This window comes from Stenotrophomonas sp. Ste96, from assembly GCF_024519495.1.
Taxonomy (GTDB): Bacteria; Pseudomonadota; Gammaproteobacteria; order Xanthomonadales; family Xanthomonadaceae; genus Stenotrophomonas; species Stenotrophomonas bentonitica_A.
The window spans coordinates 264,100-282,931 of the sequence record NZ_JALJRX010000005.1; the positions used below are offsets into that span (position 1 = coordinate 264,100).

The 18,832-nt window shown below is 68.3% G+C and carries 16 protein-coding genes; 6 read left to right on the forward strand and 10 right to left on the reverse strand.

All coding sequences use genetic code 11. The annotated features are described in order from the left end of the window. Positions 1-102 precede the first annotated feature (102 nt). Positions 103-765 (forward strand): DUF480 domain-containing protein, encoded by a 663-nt coding sequence (locus OC373_RS14365; RefSeq protein ID WP_070426331.1) that lies wholly within the window; start codon positions 103-105, stop codon positions 763-765. Positions 766-884: 119 nt separating this feature from the next. Here the strand turns inward: OC373_RS14365 and OC373_RS14370 are convergent, their stop codons facing one another. Beyond that, the gene (locus tag OC373_RS14370) at positions 885-1,415 is read right to left on the reverse strand and encodes a GNAT family N-acetyltransferase (protein WP_261997906.1); all 531 of its coding nucleotides are present in this window, start codon (positions 1,413-1,415) and stop codon (positions 885-887) included. A gap of 152 nt (positions 1,416-1,567) precedes the next feature. After that, on the reverse strand, positions 1,568-3,544 hold the full coding sequence (locus tag OC373_RS14375; RefSeq protein ID WP_046274220.1) for a UvrD-helicase domain-containing protein: 1,977 nt from the start codon (positions 3,542-3,544) through the stop codon (positions 1,568-1,570). A 158-nt stretch (positions 3,545-3,702) separates the two neighbouring features. Between OC373_RS14375 and OC373_RS14380 the strand changes: the two genes are divergently transcribed. Beyond that, positions 3,703-4,395 (forward strand): SEL1-like repeat protein, encoded by a 693-nt coding sequence (locus tag OC373_RS14380; protein ID WP_070426328.1) that lies wholly within the window; start codon positions 3,703-3,705, stop codon positions 4,393-4,395. A gap of 52 nt (positions 4,396-4,447) precedes the next feature. Next, the gene (locus OC373_RS14385; RefSeq protein ID WP_070426327.1) at positions 4,448-5,059 is read left to right on the forward strand and encodes a thymidine kinase; all 612 of its coding nucleotides are present in this window, start codon (positions 4,448-4,450) and stop codon (positions 5,057-5,059) included. 31 nt (positions 5,060-5,090) lie between these two features. Here the strand turns inward: OC373_RS14385 and OC373_RS14390 are convergent, their stop codons facing one another. The 6 genes from OC373_RS14390 to OC373_RS14415 form a co-directional block, all read right to left on the reverse strand. Beyond that, positions 5,091-6,692 carry a glucan biosynthesis protein D gene (locus OC373_RS14390; protein WP_046274218.1) on the reverse strand — a complete coding sequence of 534 codons (1,602 nt, stop codon included), beginning with the start codon at positions 6,690-6,692 and terminating at the stop codon, positions 5,091-5,093. Between the two features lie 92 nt (positions 6,693-6,784). Then, complete coding sequence (locus OC373_RS14395) at positions 6,785-9,616, reverse strand: serine/threonine-protein kinase (protein WP_261997907.1); 2,832 nt, start codon at positions 9,614-9,616, stop codon at positions 6,785-6,787. A 30-nt stretch (positions 9,617-9,646) separates the two neighbouring features. Continuing rightward, a complete protein-coding gene (locus OC373_RS14400; protein WP_019184109.1) occupies positions 9,647-10,210 on the reverse strand; it encodes an ECF-type sigma factor in 564 nt (187 codons plus the stop codon). Positions 10,211-10,275: 65 nt separating this feature from the next. Next, positions 10,276-11,088 carry a bifunctional DNA-formamidopyrimidine glycosylase/DNA-(apurinic or apyrimidinic site) lyase gene (gene mutM, locus OC373_RS14405; protein ID WP_070426325.1) on the reverse strand — a complete coding sequence of 271 codons (813 nt, stop codon included), beginning with the start codon at positions 11,086-11,088 and terminating at the stop codon, positions 10,276-10,278. A gap of 74 nt (positions 11,089-11,162) precedes the next feature. Then, positions 11,163-11,540: an EF-hand domain-containing protein gene (locus OC373_RS14410; RefSeq protein ID WP_070426324.1), complete on the reverse strand. Its 378-nt coding sequence runs from the start codon at positions 11,538-11,540 to the stop codon at positions 11,163-11,165. Positions 11,541-11,543: 3 nt separating this feature from the next. Beyond that, positions 11,544-12,746, reverse strand: a complete 1,203-nt coding sequence (locus tag OC373_RS14415; RefSeq protein ID WP_070426323.1) for a fatty acid desaturase — start codon at positions 12,744-12,746, stop codon at positions 11,544-11,546. 150 nt (positions 12,747-12,896) lie between these two features. On the opposite strand from OC373_RS14415, the gene OC373_RS14420 reads away from it, so the two are divergent. Beyond that, entirely contained in the window at positions 12,897-13,727 is an 831-nt protein-coding gene (locus OC373_RS14420) for an ATP-binding cassette domain-containing protein (RefSeq protein WP_070426322.1), read from the forward strand. Positions 13,728-13,854: 127 nt separating this feature from the next. Further along, the gene (locus OC373_RS14425) at positions 13,855-14,703 is read left to right on the forward strand and encodes a phosphatase PAP2 family protein (protein WP_070426321.1); all 849 of its coding nucleotides are present in this window, start codon (positions 13,855-13,857) and stop codon (positions 14,701-14,703) included. Between the two features lie 34 nt (positions 14,704-14,737). Here the strand turns inward: OC373_RS14425 and OC373_RS14430 are convergent, their stop codons facing one another. Next, positions 14,738-15,325 carry a hypothetical protein gene (locus OC373_RS14430; RefSeq protein WP_156785722.1) on the reverse strand — a complete coding sequence of 196 codons (588 nt, stop codon included), beginning with the start codon at positions 15,323-15,325 and terminating at the stop codon, positions 14,738-14,740. Beyond that, the gene (locus OC373_RS14435; RefSeq protein ID WP_019184102.1) at positions 15,325-17,592 is read right to left on the reverse strand and encodes a TonB-dependent receptor; all 2,268 of its coding nucleotides are present in this window, start codon (positions 17,590-17,592) and stop codon (positions 15,325-15,327) included. Before OC373_RS14435 ends, OC373_RS14430 begins: the two co-directional genes overlap by 1 nt. Before the next feature lie 240 nt (positions 17,593-17,832). On the opposite strand from OC373_RS14435, the gene OC373_RS14440 reads away from it, so the two are divergent. Then, positions 17,833-18,831: a patatin-like phospholipase family protein gene (locus OC373_RS14440; RefSeq protein ID WP_019184101.1), complete on the forward strand. Its 999-nt coding sequence runs from the start codon at positions 17,833-17,835 to the stop codon at positions 18,829-18,831. Position 18,832: the final 1 nt, after the last annotated feature.

Genomic DNA, 18,832 nt, shown 5'->3' on the forward strand with positions numbered 1-18,832 from the left:
CGGCAACAGATTCGCGCCAGTTTACCGGCTTGTCCGGCGGCATTCATGCGCAAGGCAGGGCTCGGCTATGCTGCACGCCCCTGAAACACCCCGGAGCGCCCCATGACCGACGACACCCAGACCCCAGCCCTGCCCGTGCTCAGCGCGGCCCAGGCCCGCGCGTTGGGCTGCCTGATCGAGAAGGAGGCGACCACCCCGGACGCCTACCCGCTCACGGTCAACGCCGCGCAGGTGGCGGCCAACCAGAAGACCGCGCGCGAGCCGGTGATGGCCCTGTCCGCCGGTGATGTGCACCATGCGCTGCGCCAGCTGGAAAGCATGGGCCTGGCCCGCCAGCAGTTTTCCTCGCGCGCCGAGCGCTACGAGCATCGCGCCGGCAGTGCGCTGGACCTGACCCGGCAACAGCTGGCCATCGTGGGCCTGTTGCTGCTGCGCGGCCCGCAGACGGTGAACGAACTGCTGACCCGCAGCGAGCGGCTGTTCCAGTTCCAGGACGCGGAGGAGCTGCGCCACCACATCGAGCGCATGATCCAGCGCGGTCTGGCGGTGCAGCTGCCGCGCGCCAGCGGCCAGCGCGAAGACCGCTACATGCACCTGCTGGGTGGCCCAGTGGATGTGCAGGCCCTGGCGGAGAGCTACAAGGGGTCTTCGTCGAGCGGCGGCGGTGGCAGCCCGGCGCTGGAAGCACGCGTGCAGCAGCTGGAGGCCACGGTGGCCGAACTGCAGGAACAGCTGGCGGAATTGCGCGCGCAGTTGGGCGGGTGAGGGGCAGCCGACCAACGGTCGGCTCTACCTGTGTCGCTGATTGATTCGCTGGTGACGGGCAGCCGGCCAACGGTCGGCTCTACCGGCGGGTGGGTGTGGCGCCGTGCACGTCGCCGGTGTCAGGGCGCCGGTGCGCCGGGGGTGGCGAACAGCAGCACCACCTCCGCGTGTGGCGGCGGCAGCAGCAGGTCGCCACGATCCTCCATGCCCAGCTTGCGCAGCAGCGCGGCCGAGCGCACGTTGTCCGGGGACACGATGCCGTACAGATCGGTGTGACCGAGCACATCGCGCGCGTAGTGCATCACCCCGCGCGCGGCCTCGAACGCGTAGCCGTGGCCTTCGTACTGCGAGAGCAGTGCATAGCCGATATCCGGGGCCGGCAGCCCGGCGCGCCGGACCAGGCCGGCATTGCCCAACCATGCGCCGTCTTCGCGGCGGACGATGGCGTACATGCCAAAGCCGTTGAGCGTGTAACTGCCCAGCACGCGCTCGGCGGTGTAGTCGCGCGCCTGCGCCAGGGTGCGTACGCCGCGGTCGGCGATGTTGCGGATGAAGCCCGGCTCGTTGAGCAGGGCCAGCATGTCGGCGGCATCGTGGTCAGGGTCGATCAGGCGCAGGTGCAAACGGTCGGTCTGGATCACGGCGGACATGCGGGTACCGGTGGAAGGCGATACGCCGATTGTGCAATGCGCTTCCCGAACGCGGTAGAGCCGACCGTTGGTCGGCTGCGCTTCGAGCCGGGATACGGCAGCCGACGCGCTTTGGGCAGCCGACCAACGGTCGGCTCTACCCCCGGCGTGGGTCAGTCGAAGAGGGCCTGGATCGCAGCCAGGCCTGCGTTGGCGCGCTCTTTCTTGCGCGCGGCGTCGGCGACGGGATCGGCGCCATCGCGCTGCATTTCCTCCGCCGGTATCTCTTCGAAGAAGCGGCTCGGCTTGAGCCGCACGTGCTCGCCGAATTTGCGGGTGAGCTTGCTGTAGCTCATCCACAGCTGCACCTTGGCACGGGTGATGCCCACGTACAGCAGGCGTCGCTCTTCCTGCAGGTTGCCTTCGTCCAGGCTGACCTGGTGCGGCAGCACGCCGTCCTCGCAGCCGATGATGAACACGTACGGGAATTCCAGGCCCTTGGAGGCGTGCAGGGTCATCATCCGCACCTGGTTGCCACCGTCGTCCTTGTCGTTGCGCGAGAGCAGTGCCAGCTGCGCGGCCAGATCGGCGGTGGAGGCACCGCGCGGGCCGCCCTCGAACCACTGCGCCAGTTCTTCCAGGTTGCCGAGGCGACGCTGGTACACCGATTCTTCTTTGCACGAACTACGCAGATCCGAGACCAGCCCGGATTCCTTCACCAGCTTGCGCACCAGGTCGCCGGAGCTGAGCTTGGGCATCTCCGCACGCAGGTCGCGCAGGATGTCGGTGAAGCGGCTCAGGCCATTGGCCGCGCGCGGCGGCAACTGCGAGAGCGCACCGATCGCTTCGGCGGCATGCGCCATCGGCAGATCCTTTTCCGAGGCCAGCTCGGCCAGCTTGGCCAGGGTGCCGGCCCCCACTTCGCGCTTGGGCGACTGCACCGCACGCATGAACGCCGTATCGTCGTCCGGGTTCACCAGCAGGCGCAGCCAGGACAGCGTGTCCTTGACCTCCTGCCGTTCCAGGAACGCGGTGCCGCCGGTGATGTGGTACGGCGCGCGCACCAGCTGCAGCGCTTTTTCCAGCGGCCGCGACTGGAAGTTGCCGCGGAACAGGATGCAGAAATCGCTCCACGGAATCTTCCTGGACGTAGCCAGGAACGAAATCTCCGCGGCCACCTTTTCCGCTTCATGCTCGCTGTTGCGGCACTCCCACACGCGGATGCGCTCGCCGTCGGCCTGGTCGCTCCACAGCTTCTTCAGGTGTTCGTGCGGGTTGTTGGCGATCAGTGCGTTGGCCGCGCGCAGCACGCGGTTGGAACAGCGGTAGTTCTGCTCCAGCTTGATGATTTCCAGCGCCGGGTAGTCGCGCGCCATCTGCTGCAGGTTTTCCGGGTTCGCACCGCGCCAGGCGTAGATCGACTGATCGTCATCGCCCACGCAGGTGAAGTTGCCCTTGCTGCCGGCCAGCTGCTTGAGCAGCCGGTACTGGGCATCGTTGGTGTCCTGGCATTCGTCCACCAGCAGGTAGCCGATGCGCTCGCGCCAGGCCAGTGCGATCTCCGGGTTTTCTTCCAGCACCTGCACCGGCAGGCGGATCAGATCATCGAAATCGACCGCGTTGAACGCGGTCAGGCGCAGCTGGTAGCGCTCGTAGACGCTGGCCGCTTCCTTCTCGCGCGTGCTGCGTGCCGCAGCCATCGCCTGCTCGGGCGAGAGGCCGGCATTCTTGGCGCGCGAGATTAGGTTCTTCACGTCCTCGATGTCGTCCGGCTTGGCCCCGTACATCAGGTCCTTGACCTGCGCGGTCGAATCGTCGGCATCGAAGATGGAGAACCCGCGCTTGAGCCCCACCGCAGCGTGTTCGATCTGCAGGAACTTCAGCCCCAGCGCGTGGAAGGTACAGATCGTCACTTCATCGGCATCGTCACCGCGCAGGCGCTTGGCCACGCGCTCGCGCATTTCCTTGGCCGACTTGTTGGTGAAGGTGATCGCCGCGATCCGCCGCGCCGGGTAGCGCTTGCTGGCGATCAGCTGGCCGATCTTCTCCACGATCACGCGCGTCTTGCCGCTGCCCGCGCCGGCGAGCACCAGCAGAGGACCTTCGCAGTGCATCACTGCCGCGTGTTGGGGAGGATTGAGACCGTGCATGCCATCTCCAGGGGAGGGGCATTGTACCGGCCTTGGTCGGCCCGCATCGACGCGCCACCGCCCGGATTGACGCCTTCACGGGGGTGGGGTATCCATTGTCCTGATCGACGCAGAGGACGCGACGCATGGCAGTGAGCAGGAAAGGACGCGGGGTGTGGATGTTGGTCGCGGCCCTCGCGGCCCTGCCCGCCTGGGGGCAGTCGAGCCAGCCGGACCTGCGTGCCCAGGATGCGCAGGACACCGACGCCTTCCTGAACCGGCACCCCGACCTGCGTTACCGCAAGCTCGGCAAGGAGGCCCAGGCGCGCGGCCGCCTCGAGGAAGCGCGGCGTTTCTACCGCCTCGGCGCCCGCCATGCCGACAAACTGTCCCAGGCCGCGCTGGCCGAGATGTGGTGGAACGGCCAGGGCGGCGGGCAGGACCGGGCGCTGGCCTATGCCTGGATGGACCTGGCCGCCGAGCGCGGGACCGAGTTCCTGCTGGTGCTGCGTGAGCGCTACTGGGCTGCGCTGACCCCGGACGAGCAGACCCGCGCGGTGCAGGAAGGCCAGGCCCTGTACGCCGAGTTCGGCGACACCGTGGCCCAGCCCCGGTTGGAGCGTGAACTCCGGCGCGGGCTGAGTGAGGTCACCGGCAGCCGTACCGGCTCGGTCGGCGGCATGCGCATGCTCGTCCGCGATGATCGCGGCCAGCGCTACGTGGAGCCGGACGTGTTCTATCGGGACGAATACTGGCAGCCGGCCCAGTACTGGCAATGGCAGGCGCGGCAGCTGGAGGCGGCCGGGCGTGCGATCGGCACCGGGAGCGTGGAGGTCGGCATGCCGACCACGGTACCGGGCTTGCGGGACTGAACTGAACCGATCCGGTGCCATGCCGGGGCCGCCGAACGGATAAAATCCCGGCATGGCCAAGCTCTATTTCTATTATTCGGCGATGAACGCCGGCAAGACCACGACCCTGCTGCAGTCGGCGCACAACTACCGCGAGCGGGGCATGCGCGTGGCCATCCTGACCCCGCGGCTGGATGATCGCGCCGGGCACGGCGTGGTCGCCTCGCGGATCGGCCTGAAGGCGGACGGGATCGCGTTCCACCCCGACACCGACCTGCAGCAGCTGATCGCCGAGGACATCGCCGCGCACGGCCCGCTGGGCTGCGTCCTGGTGGATGAGGCGCAGTTCCTGAGTCGCAGCCAGGTGTGGCAGCTCAGCGAGGTGGTCGACCAGATGCGCATCCCGGTGCTCTGCTACGGCCTGCGCACTGATTTCCGCGGTGAGCTGTTCGAAGGCAGCCAGTACCTGCTGGCCTGGGCCGATGAGATGCAGGAGATCAAGACGATCTGCCACAGCGGCAAGAAAGCCACGATGACCGTGCGCGTGGACGAGCACGGCCACGCGGTGCAGGACGGGCCGCAGGTGGAGATCGGCGGCAACGAGCGCTATGTGTCGGTAAGCCGCGCAGAGTTCAAGAAGATCATGCGCGGTGAAGGCCGTATCGACCCGTTGCAGGCCGGTTGACCCGCCTCCCCGTCAGCCTCACCCAGGCGCCTCAGTACAACGTGCGCTCCGCCGCGCCCTTCGGCGGCGGGCTGTACTGATAGAGCCAGGTTTCGGTCAGCGTTTTCCCGCCACTGCGCAGGTACAGGCGGATGTCGATCTGCTCGGTCGAGTCATCCGGCGGCACCACGTCGAACATCGCACGGTAGCCCTTGATCTCGCGCAGCGGGCGCGCCGAAACGATCTCGGTGCGGCCACGGCTGACCTGCACGACGGCCTCGACTTCGCCCTTGTCGATCATCGCGGCCAGTTCGCCCCCTTCGAAATCGACCGCAAAGCGCCACGAGAAGTACTCGCGCTTCTTGCCGATCACCCCGCCCAGGCCGGTACGGGTGGCCACGCAGTGCGCCAGCGGCGGGCGCGCCGGCGGCTCCGCGCCCCAGTACAGGCGGTAGCCGAGCAGCAGCTCCTGGCCCGGCTGCGGCTTGGCCTCGGGATTCCAGAACGCCACGATGTTGTCGAAGGTCTCATCCACGGTCGGGATTTCAACCAGCTGCACCGAGCCCTTGCCCCATTGCCCCTTCGGTTCGACCCACAGGCACGGACGCTTCTCGTAGAAGACGCCGTCGTCCTGGTAATGGTCGAAGTTGCGGTCGCGCTGGAGCAGGCCGAAGCCGCGCGGGTTGTTGTCCACGAACATGTTGAAGCGCAGATTGTACGGGTTGCACAGCGGGCGCCAGATCCATTCGCCGGCGCCGGTCCACATCGACAGGCCATCGGTATCGTGGATCTCCGGGCGCCAGTCCCAGGCCATGCGGCGGTCGTTCTCGCCGACCTGGTACATGCTGGTGCACGGGGCGATGCCCAGGCGCTCGATCGCCTTGCGGGGGTACAGCGCGCAGTCGATGTCCATCAACAGCACATCGCCGTTGGTGATCGCAAAGCGGTAGGCGCCGGTGGTGCTGGGTGAATCCAGCAGGGCATAGACCACCAGCGTGTTCGAGTCCGCTGCCGGCTGCTCCAGGTAGTAGGCGATGAAATCCGGGAATTCCTCGGGCTTGCCCATGCCGGTGTCGATCGCCAGGCCGCGCGCGGATTGGCCGTACTGGCCCTCCTTGCCGACCGCGCGGAAATAGCTGGCACCGAGGAACGCGGCGAAGTCGCGGTCGGTGTCCTTGCGGGTATTGAGGCGGAAGCCGGCAAAGCCTAGGTCGGCCGGCAGGTGGCTGCCCTTCAGGCCGCTCTTGCCGTAATCGAAGGCGGCGCCGTCATAGGCCAGTTCCTGCGCCTTGCCGTCGGTCACGTCGAACATCCGCACCGGGGAATGGAAGTACAGCCCCAGGTGGAAGAACTTGGCCTGGTAACGCCCGGGCTGGTCGGCCCACAGGGCGTGGTCCTGACGGTACTGGATGGACTGGTACTGGTCCCAGTCCAGCCCTTCCACCGGGCCCGGCAACGTGCGCTTGTGGCTCTGGTAGGCGGCCTGGGACAGCGCGCGGGCCTGCCCTTTGAGCGAGGCGAAATCGAACGGCTGCGGCTGGCCCAGCCGGCGCAGGCCGACCTGGTTGCCCTGCGCGGCGCAGGCCGGCAGTGCGGGCAGGCCGAAAGCGGCCAGGGCCACGGAGGCATTGCGGAGGAAGTCGCGTCGTTGCATGCAGGCAGCGATGGCAGGGAAGGGCCGGCCATCATAGGCACGCAGACGTTAATTCGCCGAGGTGAATGCGCGGCGGCGTTCAGCCAGCACGGTCAGGGCCCGGCGGCGACCTGCGCCGGCACGCAGTCCTGGCGCAGCCGGTTCACCTCCTGCAGCAACTGCCCGCCCTGCGGCCACTGTACCTGCAGCTCCTGCCGAAGCTGGCCCAGTGCGTCGCGCGCACGCGCCGGGGAGGTGCCGCAGTCCAGCTGCGCCATCGCCGCGCGCGCGCGCCAGCGCAGGGCACGGCTGTCGAGGTCGGCGGCGTCGCCCACCAGCAAGGGCGCCAGCGCGCGGCGCGCTTCCACGGTCTGGCCCATCCGGCCCAGGTTGCGGCCCCAGGCCAGCTGCAACGCGCGCTGCAGCGCCGGGCTGGAGGGCCCGGCACGGTCCGCCCGACGCATCAGCGCCGCCAACTGCTCGCCGGCCTGGCGTGGATCACCCTGCGCACTGACGATCTCGGCCATCTGCCGATCGGCCTGCTGCACGGACGCATCGTCGTCGCCGCGTTGCGCGGCCTGCCACTGCCGCCCCTCGTGCAGGGCGGCCAGGGCGGCCTGCCAACGCCCGCCCTGGGCCAGGGCAGCGGCATAGTCGTACAGGCCCTGCGGCAGCAGGCCGACGCAATCGGGTTGGCGCCAGATCGCCACGGCGCGGCCCAGGTCATCGATCGCGGTGGCACTGTCACCGCGCTCCAGCGCCAGCCGCCCCAGCGCATGCCAGGTCAGGCCGGTATCGCGATGCTGTTCACCCAGCGCCTGCCGGGTCAGGCGATGCACCTGCTGCAACTGGGCCTGCGCCTGCTGCAGGTCACCGCGCTGCAGCGCCAGCAGCGCGCGCAGACGACGGATCGACAGGGTTTCCGGGTGATCCGGCCCGTACAGTGCCACCGCATCGGCGCCGGCCGATTGCAGCGCCTGCCCGGCAGCGTCGAGGTCGCCCTGTGCGGCCAGCGTCTCGCCCATGTGCCGCCGCAGCGCGATCAACTGCGGGTTGCGCGCGCTGGCCTTGGCCTGCAGCAGCTGCAGCGCCTGCCGGTAGCCGGCCAATGCGGCCGCCGCACGGCCATCGTCGCTGTCCAGCGCGGCCAGGTCGGCCAGGCTCTCCGCAGTGCCCTGCGTATCACGCAGCACATCACGGCGCAGCACCCGCGCCTGCTCGAAGGAGGCACGGGCGTTGTCGCGGTAGCCCAGCAGCTGTTGGCAGCGCCCCAACTGGGTGTGGTACTCGGCCACGACCGTCGGCAGCCGCAGACGCTGCTGCGTGGCCAATGCCTGCATCGGCGTGAGGTGGGTCACGCACTCGCGCGAGCGCCCCAGCATGCGCAGGGCCCGCCCACGCTGGGTCACCGCTTCCAGCTGCAGCGCCGGTGGCACCTCGCCGGCCTGCTCGAGCAGCGCGCGCTGGTGATCGAGCGTCTGCAGCGCCAGCTGGTAGTCGCCCATGCCGATCCGCAGGCGGCCGATCACACCTTCCAGTTCGGCCAGCGACAGTGGCTGATCGCGCAGTTCCGCCTCGCCCCGCTGCTGTCCGGTGGCCAGCAGCTGGCGCAGATCGAAACTGCCGTGGCGCACGCCAGCGGCCCGGTCGAACAAGCCCACGGTGAAATCCTCCATCGCCTGGGCGCGCGCCACTTCACGGCGGGCCTGCTGCATCTGCCACAGCGCGGTGAGCGCCAGTGCGAGCAGGGCCAGCACCGCCATGCTGCCCAGCGCCACGCCCCAGCGGTGGCGGCCCAGGTATTTGCGCAGCCGGTAACCCACGTGCTGCGGCCGGGCATGGATCGGGCGGCCTTCGAGGAAGCGGCGCAGGTCCTGGGCCAGCGCTTCCACCGAGGCGTAGCGCTGCCCGGGTTCCTTCTGCAGGGCCTTGAGCAGGATGGTGTCCAGGTCGCCGCGCAGCCGCCGCGACAGGCGCCTGGCCGCCACCGCCTGCTCACCCCCGGCGGCCGCCACGCGCGCCACCACCGCCGAGGCGCGCGGGGCCTGCACCTCCAGGATCGAGCGCTCCCACTCCGCATCGCTGTGCCGGCGCAGGCGATAGGGCTTCTGCCCGGTGATCACCTCGAACAGCACCACGCCCAGGGAATAGACATCGGTCAGCGTGGAGACCGGCTCGCCGCGGACCTGTTCCGGCGCGGCGTAGTGCAGGGTGAACGCCCGCGCTTCGGTGGGAGGATGCACGGGCGGTTTGCCCTCGTCATCGTCGAGCAGCTTGGCGATGCCGAAGTCCAGCAGTTTCACCTCGCCCTCGGCGGTGACCAGGATGTTGGAGGGCTTGAGGTCGCGGTGCACGATCAGGTTCGCGTGCGCGTGGCTGACCACCGCGCAGACCTGCAGCATCAGCTGCAGGCGCCGCTCCAGCGGGAGCGCCAGGCGCTGGCAGTGCTCGGTGATCGGCTCGCCTTCCACGTAGGCCAGCGCAAGGTAAGGCTGCCCCTGCAGATCCACGCCGGCATCCAGCAGATGGGCCAGGTTCGGGTGCTGCAGCCGCGCCAGAATCTCGCGTTCGCGGCTGAAGCGCTGGCGCAGGCCGGGATCGGCATAACCGCTGCGCAGCAGCTTCAGGGCGACCTGGCGCTCGTACAGGCCATCGGCACGCTCGGCCAGCCAGACCTCGCCCATGCCGCCCTCGCCGAGCGGGCGCAGCAGCCGGTACGGCCCGACCCGCGTGCCTACCCGGCTGTCCTCCGGCGCGGCGGTCCACAACGGCTGGGCCAGGAACTCGTGGCTGTCGCGCTCGTGGGCGAGCAGGCGCTCCACATCCTCGGCCAGGCCCGGATCGTCCACACGCAGGCGCGACAGCCGCTGCTCACGCGCCGGTTCGGGCAGTTCCAGCAATTGATCCAGCAGGCAGGACAACTGCCGCCAGCGTGACGCCTCCATCGGTCCTCTCCCCGGACGATGCGTGGGCTTTCAGGGCTCCCCGACCGACGCCAGCAGGAACATGCGCGCCTTCTGCCAGTCGCGGCGGATGCTGCGCTCCGAGCGTTGGCACAGGTCGGCGATTTCCTGCTCGGACAGGCCGGCGAAGTACCGCAGTTCCACCACCTTGGCCAGGTGTGCATCCACCGCGTGCAGCTGCGCCAGCGCGACATCCAGCGCCAGCAGGTCTTCATCCAGGCGCACGCCGCTGCTGCTGTTCTCCGGCAGTTCCACCCGCTTGAGGTCACCGCCGCGTTTGCGCGCCAGCCGGTTGCGCGCGTAATCGACCACCACGCTGCGCATTGCCGAGGCGGCGTAGGCAAAGAAATGCGCGCGGTCCTCGAAGCGCGCGGCGCCCCGCGAGCCGAGCAGCTTCAGGTACGACTCGTGCACCAGCGAGGTGGCATCCAGGGTGCGGCCCTGCTGACCGGCCAGCTGCCGGCGGGCCATGCTGTGCAGCTCCTGGTAGAGCAGGGTCAGGACCCGGTCGAGCGCGGCGCGGTCGCCCGCCCGGGCCGAATCCAGCCACACGGTGATATCCGGTCCTTCGTCCATCGCACACCCCCGCCGGTGACGTTGGCCGGACTATACCGCCCGATGGGCGACAGGCGCGCGACGATTCAGCGCTGGCAGTGCCCGCACCAGACGCTGGCGCGCTGGCCGATGGTGGCGTGGCGGAGCAGCCGGCCACACTGGCGGCAGGGCTCGCCTTCACGCCCGTAGACCAGCAGCTCCTGCTCGAAGTACCCCGGCGCCCCGTCCGGATTGATGAAATCGCGCAGGGTGGTGCCGCCCCGGGTAATGGCATAGGCCAGGATCTGTTTCACCGCATCGGCCAGGCGCTGGTAGCGCGCGCGGGAGATCTTACCGGCCTCGCGCAGCGGATTGATCCCGGCCATGAACAGGCTTTCGGCAGCGTAGATGTTGCCGACGCCGACCACGATGCCCTGGTCCATCAGGAACGTCTTCACCGACGCGCTGCGGCCGCGGCTGCGGGCGAACAGGTAGTCGCCATCGAAGGCGTCGTCGAGCGGCTCCGGACCCAGCCCGGCCAGCAAGGCATGGGTTTCCCCCGCCGGCTGCCACAGCAGGCTGCCGAAGCGGCGCGGGTCGTTGAAGCGCAGCAGGCGCCCGTTGTCCAGGCTGATGTCCACATGGTCGTGTGCGCGAACCGGCGTATCGCCGGGCAGCACGCGCAGGCTGCCGGACATGCCCAGGTGCAGCACCGCGCTGCCGATGGCGGTATCAAGCAGCAGGTATTTGGCGCGACGGCGGACCGCTTCAATTGCCTGCCCGGGCAGCTGCTCGCTGATCTCCGGCGGAATCGGCCAGCGCAGGTCGGGCCGGCGCAGGATCACGCCGTGGATGCTGCGGCCTTCCAGGTGCGGGGAAAGGCCGCGGCGGGTGGTTTCTACTTCGGGGAGCTCGGGCATGGGAGGAATTCTAAGGCGTCCCCCGATGAACCGCGGTAGAGCGGCGGGCTGCCCCGCTACGGTCCGAGTGACGCTCAGCGCGGCGGCGCAGCCAACTCGCGCGCACTCAAATACCCGTCGCCATTGGCATCCTGTTTGTGGAAGCGCTGGATCAGGGTCTGCCGCTGCTGTTCGCGGGTGATCGGGGCGCCCTTGCCGCCGGGCAGTTCATCGGCACGGAGCACGCCATCGCCGTTGCGGTCCATGTGATCGAAGGCGTACAGCAGCCACTGCACGTATTCCTCCACGCTGACCCGTCCGTCGCCGTCGGTGTCCATGCGCTGCAGGTAGCTGCCGGTATCGGTGACCTGCGCCTGTGCCGTCGCGCCCAGCACGCCAACGGCCAGGCCCAGACACGCAAAACGCCGCACAAGGCGGCGTTTTGCGGAGACGTTCCCGGTCGGGAGGCGCATCGATCAGTTCGCCGTCAGTGCGTAGCCCTTCAGGCGTGCGGCGTAGTTCTGCAGCGCGGCGATGCCGCTGGCTTCGGCCTCGTGGCACCACGCCTGCAGGAGCTTCAGGCGCTCGGCGGCGTCGTTGCCACGCGCTTCCAGCAGGGCCGCCAGGCGGGCACGGTGTTCCACCAGCACGCGGATGCGCGGTCGCTGTTCGACCCACGTGCTGAGCTGGGCGCGGCAATCCGGCTTGAGCCAGCGGCCGTCGTTGACCAGGCCACGGCGCATGCGGCGCGGCAGCAGCTTGCGCAGCTTGGCGCCCGCCATCGCGGCCTCTTCGCGCAGGGCCGGCACGAACACGTTGCGCTGGTAATCGGTCATCGCCTGGAAGCGGTGCGACAGCAGGGCTTTGAGGGTTTCCGCATCCGGCACGGCGATGTTCGGGCGCACGTCCATGCTCGGTGCTACGCGCAGCACCTTGGCCAGGCGCAGGGCCTGCAGGCCGCGGATCACCGCCCAGCCGATGTCGAACTCCCAGCGGCGCATGGAGAAGCGCGCCGAACTGGGGAAGGCGTGATGGTTGTTGTGCAGCTCTTCGCCACCCACCCAGAACGCCCACGGGGTCAGGTTGGTGGAGGTATCGGCCGATTCGAAGTTGCGGTAGCCCCACCAGTGGCCCAGGCCGTTGATGACGCCGGCGGCCCAGAACGGGATCCAGGCCATCTGGATCGCCCACAAGGCCACGCCGGGCAGGCCGAACAGCACGCTGTTGATGACCAGCAGCGCGACCGGGCCGAGATTGGCGTGCGGGGTGTACAGGTGGCGCTCGATCCAGTCATCCGGGGCGCCGCGGCCGTACTGCTCGATGTCCGCACGCATCGCGCGGGCCTCGCGGTACAGCTCCACGCCGCGCCAGAACACCATGCCGATGCCCTTGGTCACCGGGCTGTGCGGGTCTTCATCGGTTTCCACCTTGGCGTGGTGCTTGCGATGGATCGCCACCCACTCCTTGGTGATCATGGAGGTGGTCAGCCAGGTCCAGAACCGGAAGAAGTGCGCGATGACCGGATGGAAATCCACCCCCCGGTGCGCCTGGCTGCGATGCAGATACAGGGTCACGGCGAAGATGGTGAGCTGCGTGAATACCAGCAGCACCAGCGCCATGCCCCACCAGCCAAGGCCGACGACGCCGCCGGTCAGGAAGTTGAGGAGCGTATCGAGCATCGCAGAACTCCGGGCCGCAGTCGGCCAGCAAGGAAACGGGTACACCTTCGGACATGATGGGGCCTGACGTTGCAAACTTCATCCCTTCGATGCCATTTTTGCGCAGTCATTCAGTTCCTCCCTTACCTTCGTGAGCATGCCCCCGCATTCATGACAGTCGCAGCCTCGCCGGTGGTGCCGGCCTCCTCCGTCCCCCTGATCGAGCTCGACCGCGCCTGTGTCATCCGCGGGCAGGTCCGGGTCCTGCACGATCTCAGCCTGCGCATCGAACAGGGCCAGCACACCGCCCTGCTGGGCCCCAATGGCTGCGGCAAGTCGTCCTTCATCAAGCTCATCACCCGCGAGCTTTACCCGCTGGCGCATGGCGATGGCACGGTGGCGGTGCGCGTGCTCGGCCAGAACCGCTGGCAGGTGGACCGGCTGCGCTCGCAGCTGGGCATCGTCACCGGCGACCTGAGCAGCAACCTCTCGGACATGCCCGGGCTGACCGTGGAAGAGGCGGTGCTGACCGGCTTCTTCGCCAGCTTCGTGGTGCCGGCCTTCCGCGAAGTGACCCCGGAGATGCGCGAACGCGCGCGTGAAACCCTGGCCATGACCGGCGCCCTGCCCCTGCTGCAGCGTGGCTATGCCGAGCTGTCGGCCGGCGAGACCCGGCGCGTGCTGATCGCCCGGGCGCTGGTGAACCGGCCGCAGGCCCTGCTGCTGGATGAGCCCTCCACCGGGCTGGACCTGATCGCCCGCGAGCAGTTGATCGCCACCATGCGCGAGCTCGCCCGCCAGGGCATCACGCTGGTGCTGGTGACCCACCACATCGAGGAGATCATTCCCGAGATCGAGCGGGTGGTGATGCTGCGCGGTGGCAAGATCCTCGCCGATGGCCCGCGCGCGGAACTGCTGCGGGACGGACCGTTGTCCGAGCTGTTCGGCGGCCCGATCCGCGTGGTGGATCAGGCCGGCCGGTTGAGCGCGTTCGCGGGGTGAACGCGAAAGGGGGCCCGCGGCCCCCTACTGCGGCACGGCCATGCCGGATCTGGCCGGATGCCGCCCGGCCGCTCCCGTGGCCGGATGAAGCTGCGATCATGCGGCTCCCCCTCTTCGAGACCTGCCGATGTCGTCGTTCCCGCGCTCTGCTGCCGTTCGCCCGATGCTGGTGACCGCCCTGTTCGCCGCCCTTGCCGGCTGTTCGTCAACGGCGGCACCGCGCACCACGGCGGTGGAAGCGTCGGTCACCACCAAGGCGGTCGGCTACCTGCAGGGCAGCGCCGTGCCGGACAGCCTGGCACTGGTACCGGCACCGCCGGCCGCCGGTTCGGCCGGCTTCGCGCTGGACGAACAGGTCAGCCGTGAGGCCCGTGCCCTGCGCGGCAGCCCGCGCTTCGAACAGGCCCACCGCGACGCGGAACTCGCCTTCCCCGCCGGTGCCAATCAGTTCTCCTGCGCGATCGATGTCGACGTGGATGCGGTCAAGACGCCGGCCCTGTACCGCCTGCTGGAACGCAGCCGGATCGATGCCAGCGCGGCCACCCGCACGGCGAAGAAGCACTACCAGCGCGCGCGGCCGTTCATGGTCAACAACGAACCCACCTGCTCGCCGGAAGACGAGCAGGACCTGCGCGGCAATGGCTCGTATCCGTCCGGCCATACCTCGATCGGCTGGGCCTGGGCCCTGATCCTCTCGGAGATCGCCCCGGACCGCGCCGACGCGATCCAGGCACGCGGCCGCAACTACGGCGAGAGCCGCCTGGTCTGCAACGTGCATTGGCAGAGCGATATCCTCGAAGGCCGCTTCATGGGCGCTGCCGCCGTGGCACGCCTGCATGACAACGCCGCGTTCAACAGTGACCTGCTGGCGGCACGCAAGGAGATCGCCGCGGCACGCAAGGCAGGGCTGCATTCGGCGCGGGATTGTGCGGCTGAAGAAGCGGTGTTGAAGGTGCGGCCGGCGAGCGCGTTGTAAGGCGGCCTGTCACAACGCGACACCTTACTGGACGTTACTGGACGTTGCCGCGGACAGCAGGGAGACCAGGCTTTCGACGCAACGTCCCCATCTTGAGCAGCTCGATCACCAACATCAGCCCCACCGCCATCAGCACGCTGGCGGCCGGGGCCATGGTGAGGCCCTGAAGCGCCGACAACGCAAAGGGCACCGACGGCACTAGAAACATCAGCCGCAACGGTATCTGCGCGTACGCCAGAAGCACGCCATATCGGCTATGGCGCAGCAGCAGTACAGCCGATGCAATCAGGCTTGCCTGCAGCATCCAGCTTGGCACCAGCATCAGCAGGGTGGCGTACCCATGGCTTTGCAGAACGGCCAGCGACCCATGAACATCATCGGCGTAGGGAGTCCGTCCGCGTTGCAGTGCCGACAAGGCGTAGAAAGCGACCTGGACCGCATCCATGGTCGCCCAGAACAGGAACGCCCATCGCCGTGTAGATCGCTTGTAGTCCGTTACGTCCATGCCTTTGATCTTACGTCGAATGCCGCGATTAGACGGCAATGCAACAAAAAACGGCGCGGATTTCTCCGCGCCGTTTTCGTTTCCACAGCGTACCCACCAACGGTGGGTACCTACCATCAGAACTTCGCGGTGAACTCCACGCCGAACGTGCGCGGTTCGTTGAGGAATCCGGTCAGGTTGTTGAAGTCGATCGCGCCGACCACGCGCACCTGGTCGGTCAGGTTGCGGCCGTACACGGCCACGTCGTACTGGCCGTAATCCCAGTTGTAGCCCAGGCGCAGGCCACCTTCCAGCGAAGAGCGGCTGCGGAACTCCGGGGACTCGTACAGGAAGAAGTTCACTTCGCTGCGGTAAGCCCAGTCGGTGTAGACATAGAACTCGCTGGCATCGTTGACCGGGAAGCCGGCGCGCAGGGTCAGGTTGTGGATCCACTTCGGCGCCTGCGGCAGCGGGTTGCCGTTGACCAGTGCGTAGGTGCCGCCATCGATGACCGTGGTCGGGTCGGTGATGGTGCAGCCGCCGCCACAGATCGCCACCGCCAGATCCTTGTCCTTGATCTCGGTGTCGTTGTAGCTGCTGCCCAGGGTCAGCAGGACGTGGTCGGTCAGGTAGGCCTCGAAGTCGAGCTCGGCGCCCTGGCCGATGGTCTTGTCCGCGTTGAGCAGGGTCGCGGTGTTGTTGCTGCCACCCACGGCGATCAGCTGCTGGCCATCGACGTTGTAGCGGAACACGTTGAAGCCCAGGCGTGCGCGGCGGTCGAACAGGTCGGCCTTGATGCCGGCTTCATACGAGATCACCTTCTCCGAATCCGCCTGCGAGACGCCACCGAAGGCCAGACGGCCCTGGATCGACGGCGCGCGGAAGCCCTTCGCCACGCGGGCATAGGCGTTGAGGTTGTCGGTGATCTGGTAGACGCCGCTCAGGTCCCAGCTGACGTCGTTGACGTCGGTCTTGGCGATGTACGGGCCGCTGACCGGCGTACCGAACGGCACGGCCTGCAGCACGCTGGCGCTGAAGTCCTTCTTGTCCTGCGTGTAGCGCACGCCACCGCGCAGCTTGAAGCGCTCGGTCACGTCGAAATCGCCGGAGGCGAAGGCCGCCCACGCCTTGTTGCGCTGCTGCTGCACGGCATGGCCGGTCTGCGGGTTGCCCGGGGTCAGCGAATCGTAGTTGAAGCTGTCGATGGTGACGTCTTCATCGAAGTAGAAGACGCCGGCCTGCCAGTCGAAGCGGCCCCATTCATTGGATTCCACGCGGAATTCCTGGGTCCACTGGCGGTGGTGCGGCAGGCCATCGGCCGATTCGGAGGCGAACGGGATGTTGCCCGGACCGTAGTTGCCGGCGCCCAGGAAGCTGGCACCGTAACCGCCGTCGATGTCGCCGTGGTTGAGCGATTCGGCGGTCTCGTAACCGGTGATCGAGTGCAGGGTCACGCGGCCCAGGTCCCACTTCAGGCGCGCGCTGCCGCCCCAGGTTTCCAGGTCGGAGAAGTTCTGGCCATCGGTGGAGACTTCATCGCGGTCGAAGTTCTCGACCAACTGGTTGGTGCCCGGCTTGATGATGTTGGCGCGGAACAGGCGCGCGGTGCCGTTGAGCTTGCGCTTGTGCAGGTTGAACAGCGCTTCGACATCATCGCCTTCGTACAGGAACTGCACGCGGGCAGCGGCTTCGTCATACCCCTCGAAGCCCTGCGCCGGGGCGCCCTGGCGGGTGTTGGTGACCCAGTCGTCGCGGCGCTGGTACAGCGCGGAGACGCGTGCCGACCAGCGGTCGGTCAGCGGGCCGCCGTAGGCGCCCTGCGTGTTCCAGGTGTTGTAGCTGCCGTAGGCGACCTTGATGTAGCCGTCGGCATCCTGCGAGGGACGCGCCGAATCGAACTTCACCACGCCCGCCGGGGTATTACGGCCGAACAGCGTGCCCTGCGGGCCGCGCAGCACTTCCACACCGGCCAGGTCGAACAGCGGGAAGCCCTTCAGCAGCGGGCTTTCCTGCACCACATCGTCATACACCAGCGAGACCGGCTGCGAGGCATTGAGGTCGAAATCGGTGTTGCCCAGGCCGCGGATGTAGAAACGCGGGAAGGCACGGCCGTAGGACGATTCGATGTTCAGGCTGGGCACACGCGCCGACAGGAAGCGGATGTCATCGCCGGCCGAACCGAGCACGTCGAGCTTTTCACCCTGGATGGCCGAGATCGAGACCGGCACGTCCTTGGCGTTTTCGACGCGGCGTTGCGCCGTGACCTGCAGCGTATCGAGGGCGACCGGATCCTTGGTGGCGGGGGCATCCTGGGCTGCGGCCGTCAATGGCAGCAGGGCGGCAAGCGCGACAACGAGCGGGTGCACGGACGGGAAACGGCCGTGGGCAGTGCGGTTCGGGAACATGGCGTTTAGGCTGTGTTGGGAGGGGTGGTGGACCGGCGCTACCAGACAATTGTTGCAGTACAGCAACAGAGCCGCAAACAACGGCTATTCATTACCTGCTCCCGAGCCTGCGCGTTGTGACGGCGATGGCGTCCCGACATCCCCGGTCATCGCCTGAATGCCCTGCCCTGCCGCCCTGCCGGGTCCGCCAGCGCTTCGGTATGCTGGCGGGCCTCGATGCCCATTCACGTTGCCACGCCGATGACCTCACTGCGCCGTACCCGCCTGACGCTGTCCGTTGCCCTGCTCGGCCTGCTGGCCGGTTGCGGCGGTGATCCCGTGCGCCCCACCCCGCCGCCGGCGGCCGTGCCGGTGACCCCGGCCAAGCCGGTCAAGATCGGCATCGCGCTCGGCGGCGGCGCGGCCAAGGGCTTCGCCCATATCGGGGTGATCAAGATGCTGGAGGCCAACGGCTTCGAACCGGTGGTCGTGTCGGGCACCAGCGCCGGCAGCGTGGTCGGCGCCCTGTATGCCAGCGGCATGGACGCGTTCCAGATGCAGTCCAAGGCGGTGGCCCTGGATGAAGCCAGCATCCGCGACGTGCGCCTGTTCTCCGGTGGCCTGGTCCAGGGCCAGAAGCTGCAGGACTACGTCAACGCCCAGGTCGACAACCGCCCCGCCGAGAAGCTGAGCAAGCCGTTCGCCGCGGTCGCCACCCAGTTGGAAACCGGCGAGCGCACCGTGTTCGTGCGTGGCAATGTCGGCCAGGCCGTGCGCGCCTCCAGCAGCATCCCCGGCGTGTTCGAGCCGGTGAAGATCGGCAAGTACAACTACATCGACGGCGGCGTGGTCAGCCCGGTGCCGGTCGATGCGGCGCGCCAGCTCGGCGCGGACATCGTGATCGCCGTGGACATCTCCAGCAAGGCCAGCGGCAAGGCGCCGACCGGCATGCTCGGCATCGTCAACCAGTCGATCTCGATCATGGGCCAGCGCCTGGGCGAGCAGGAACTGGCACGCGCGGACGTGATCATCCGGCCCAAGGTGCTGGACATCGGCGCGGCCGATTTCGGCCAGCGCAACAACGCGATCCTGGAAGGCGAGAAGGCCGCGATGGCGGCGATGCCGCAGATCCGCGCCAAGGTGCAGCAGCTGCAGAAGGCGCGTGCCGCGGCGCTGGCCCCGCCGCCGGCCACGCCCAAGTGTGATGCGCCTTCGCGCGTGGGCCGGCTGATGGGGCGCAAGGAAAAGTGCGAGGGCTGAA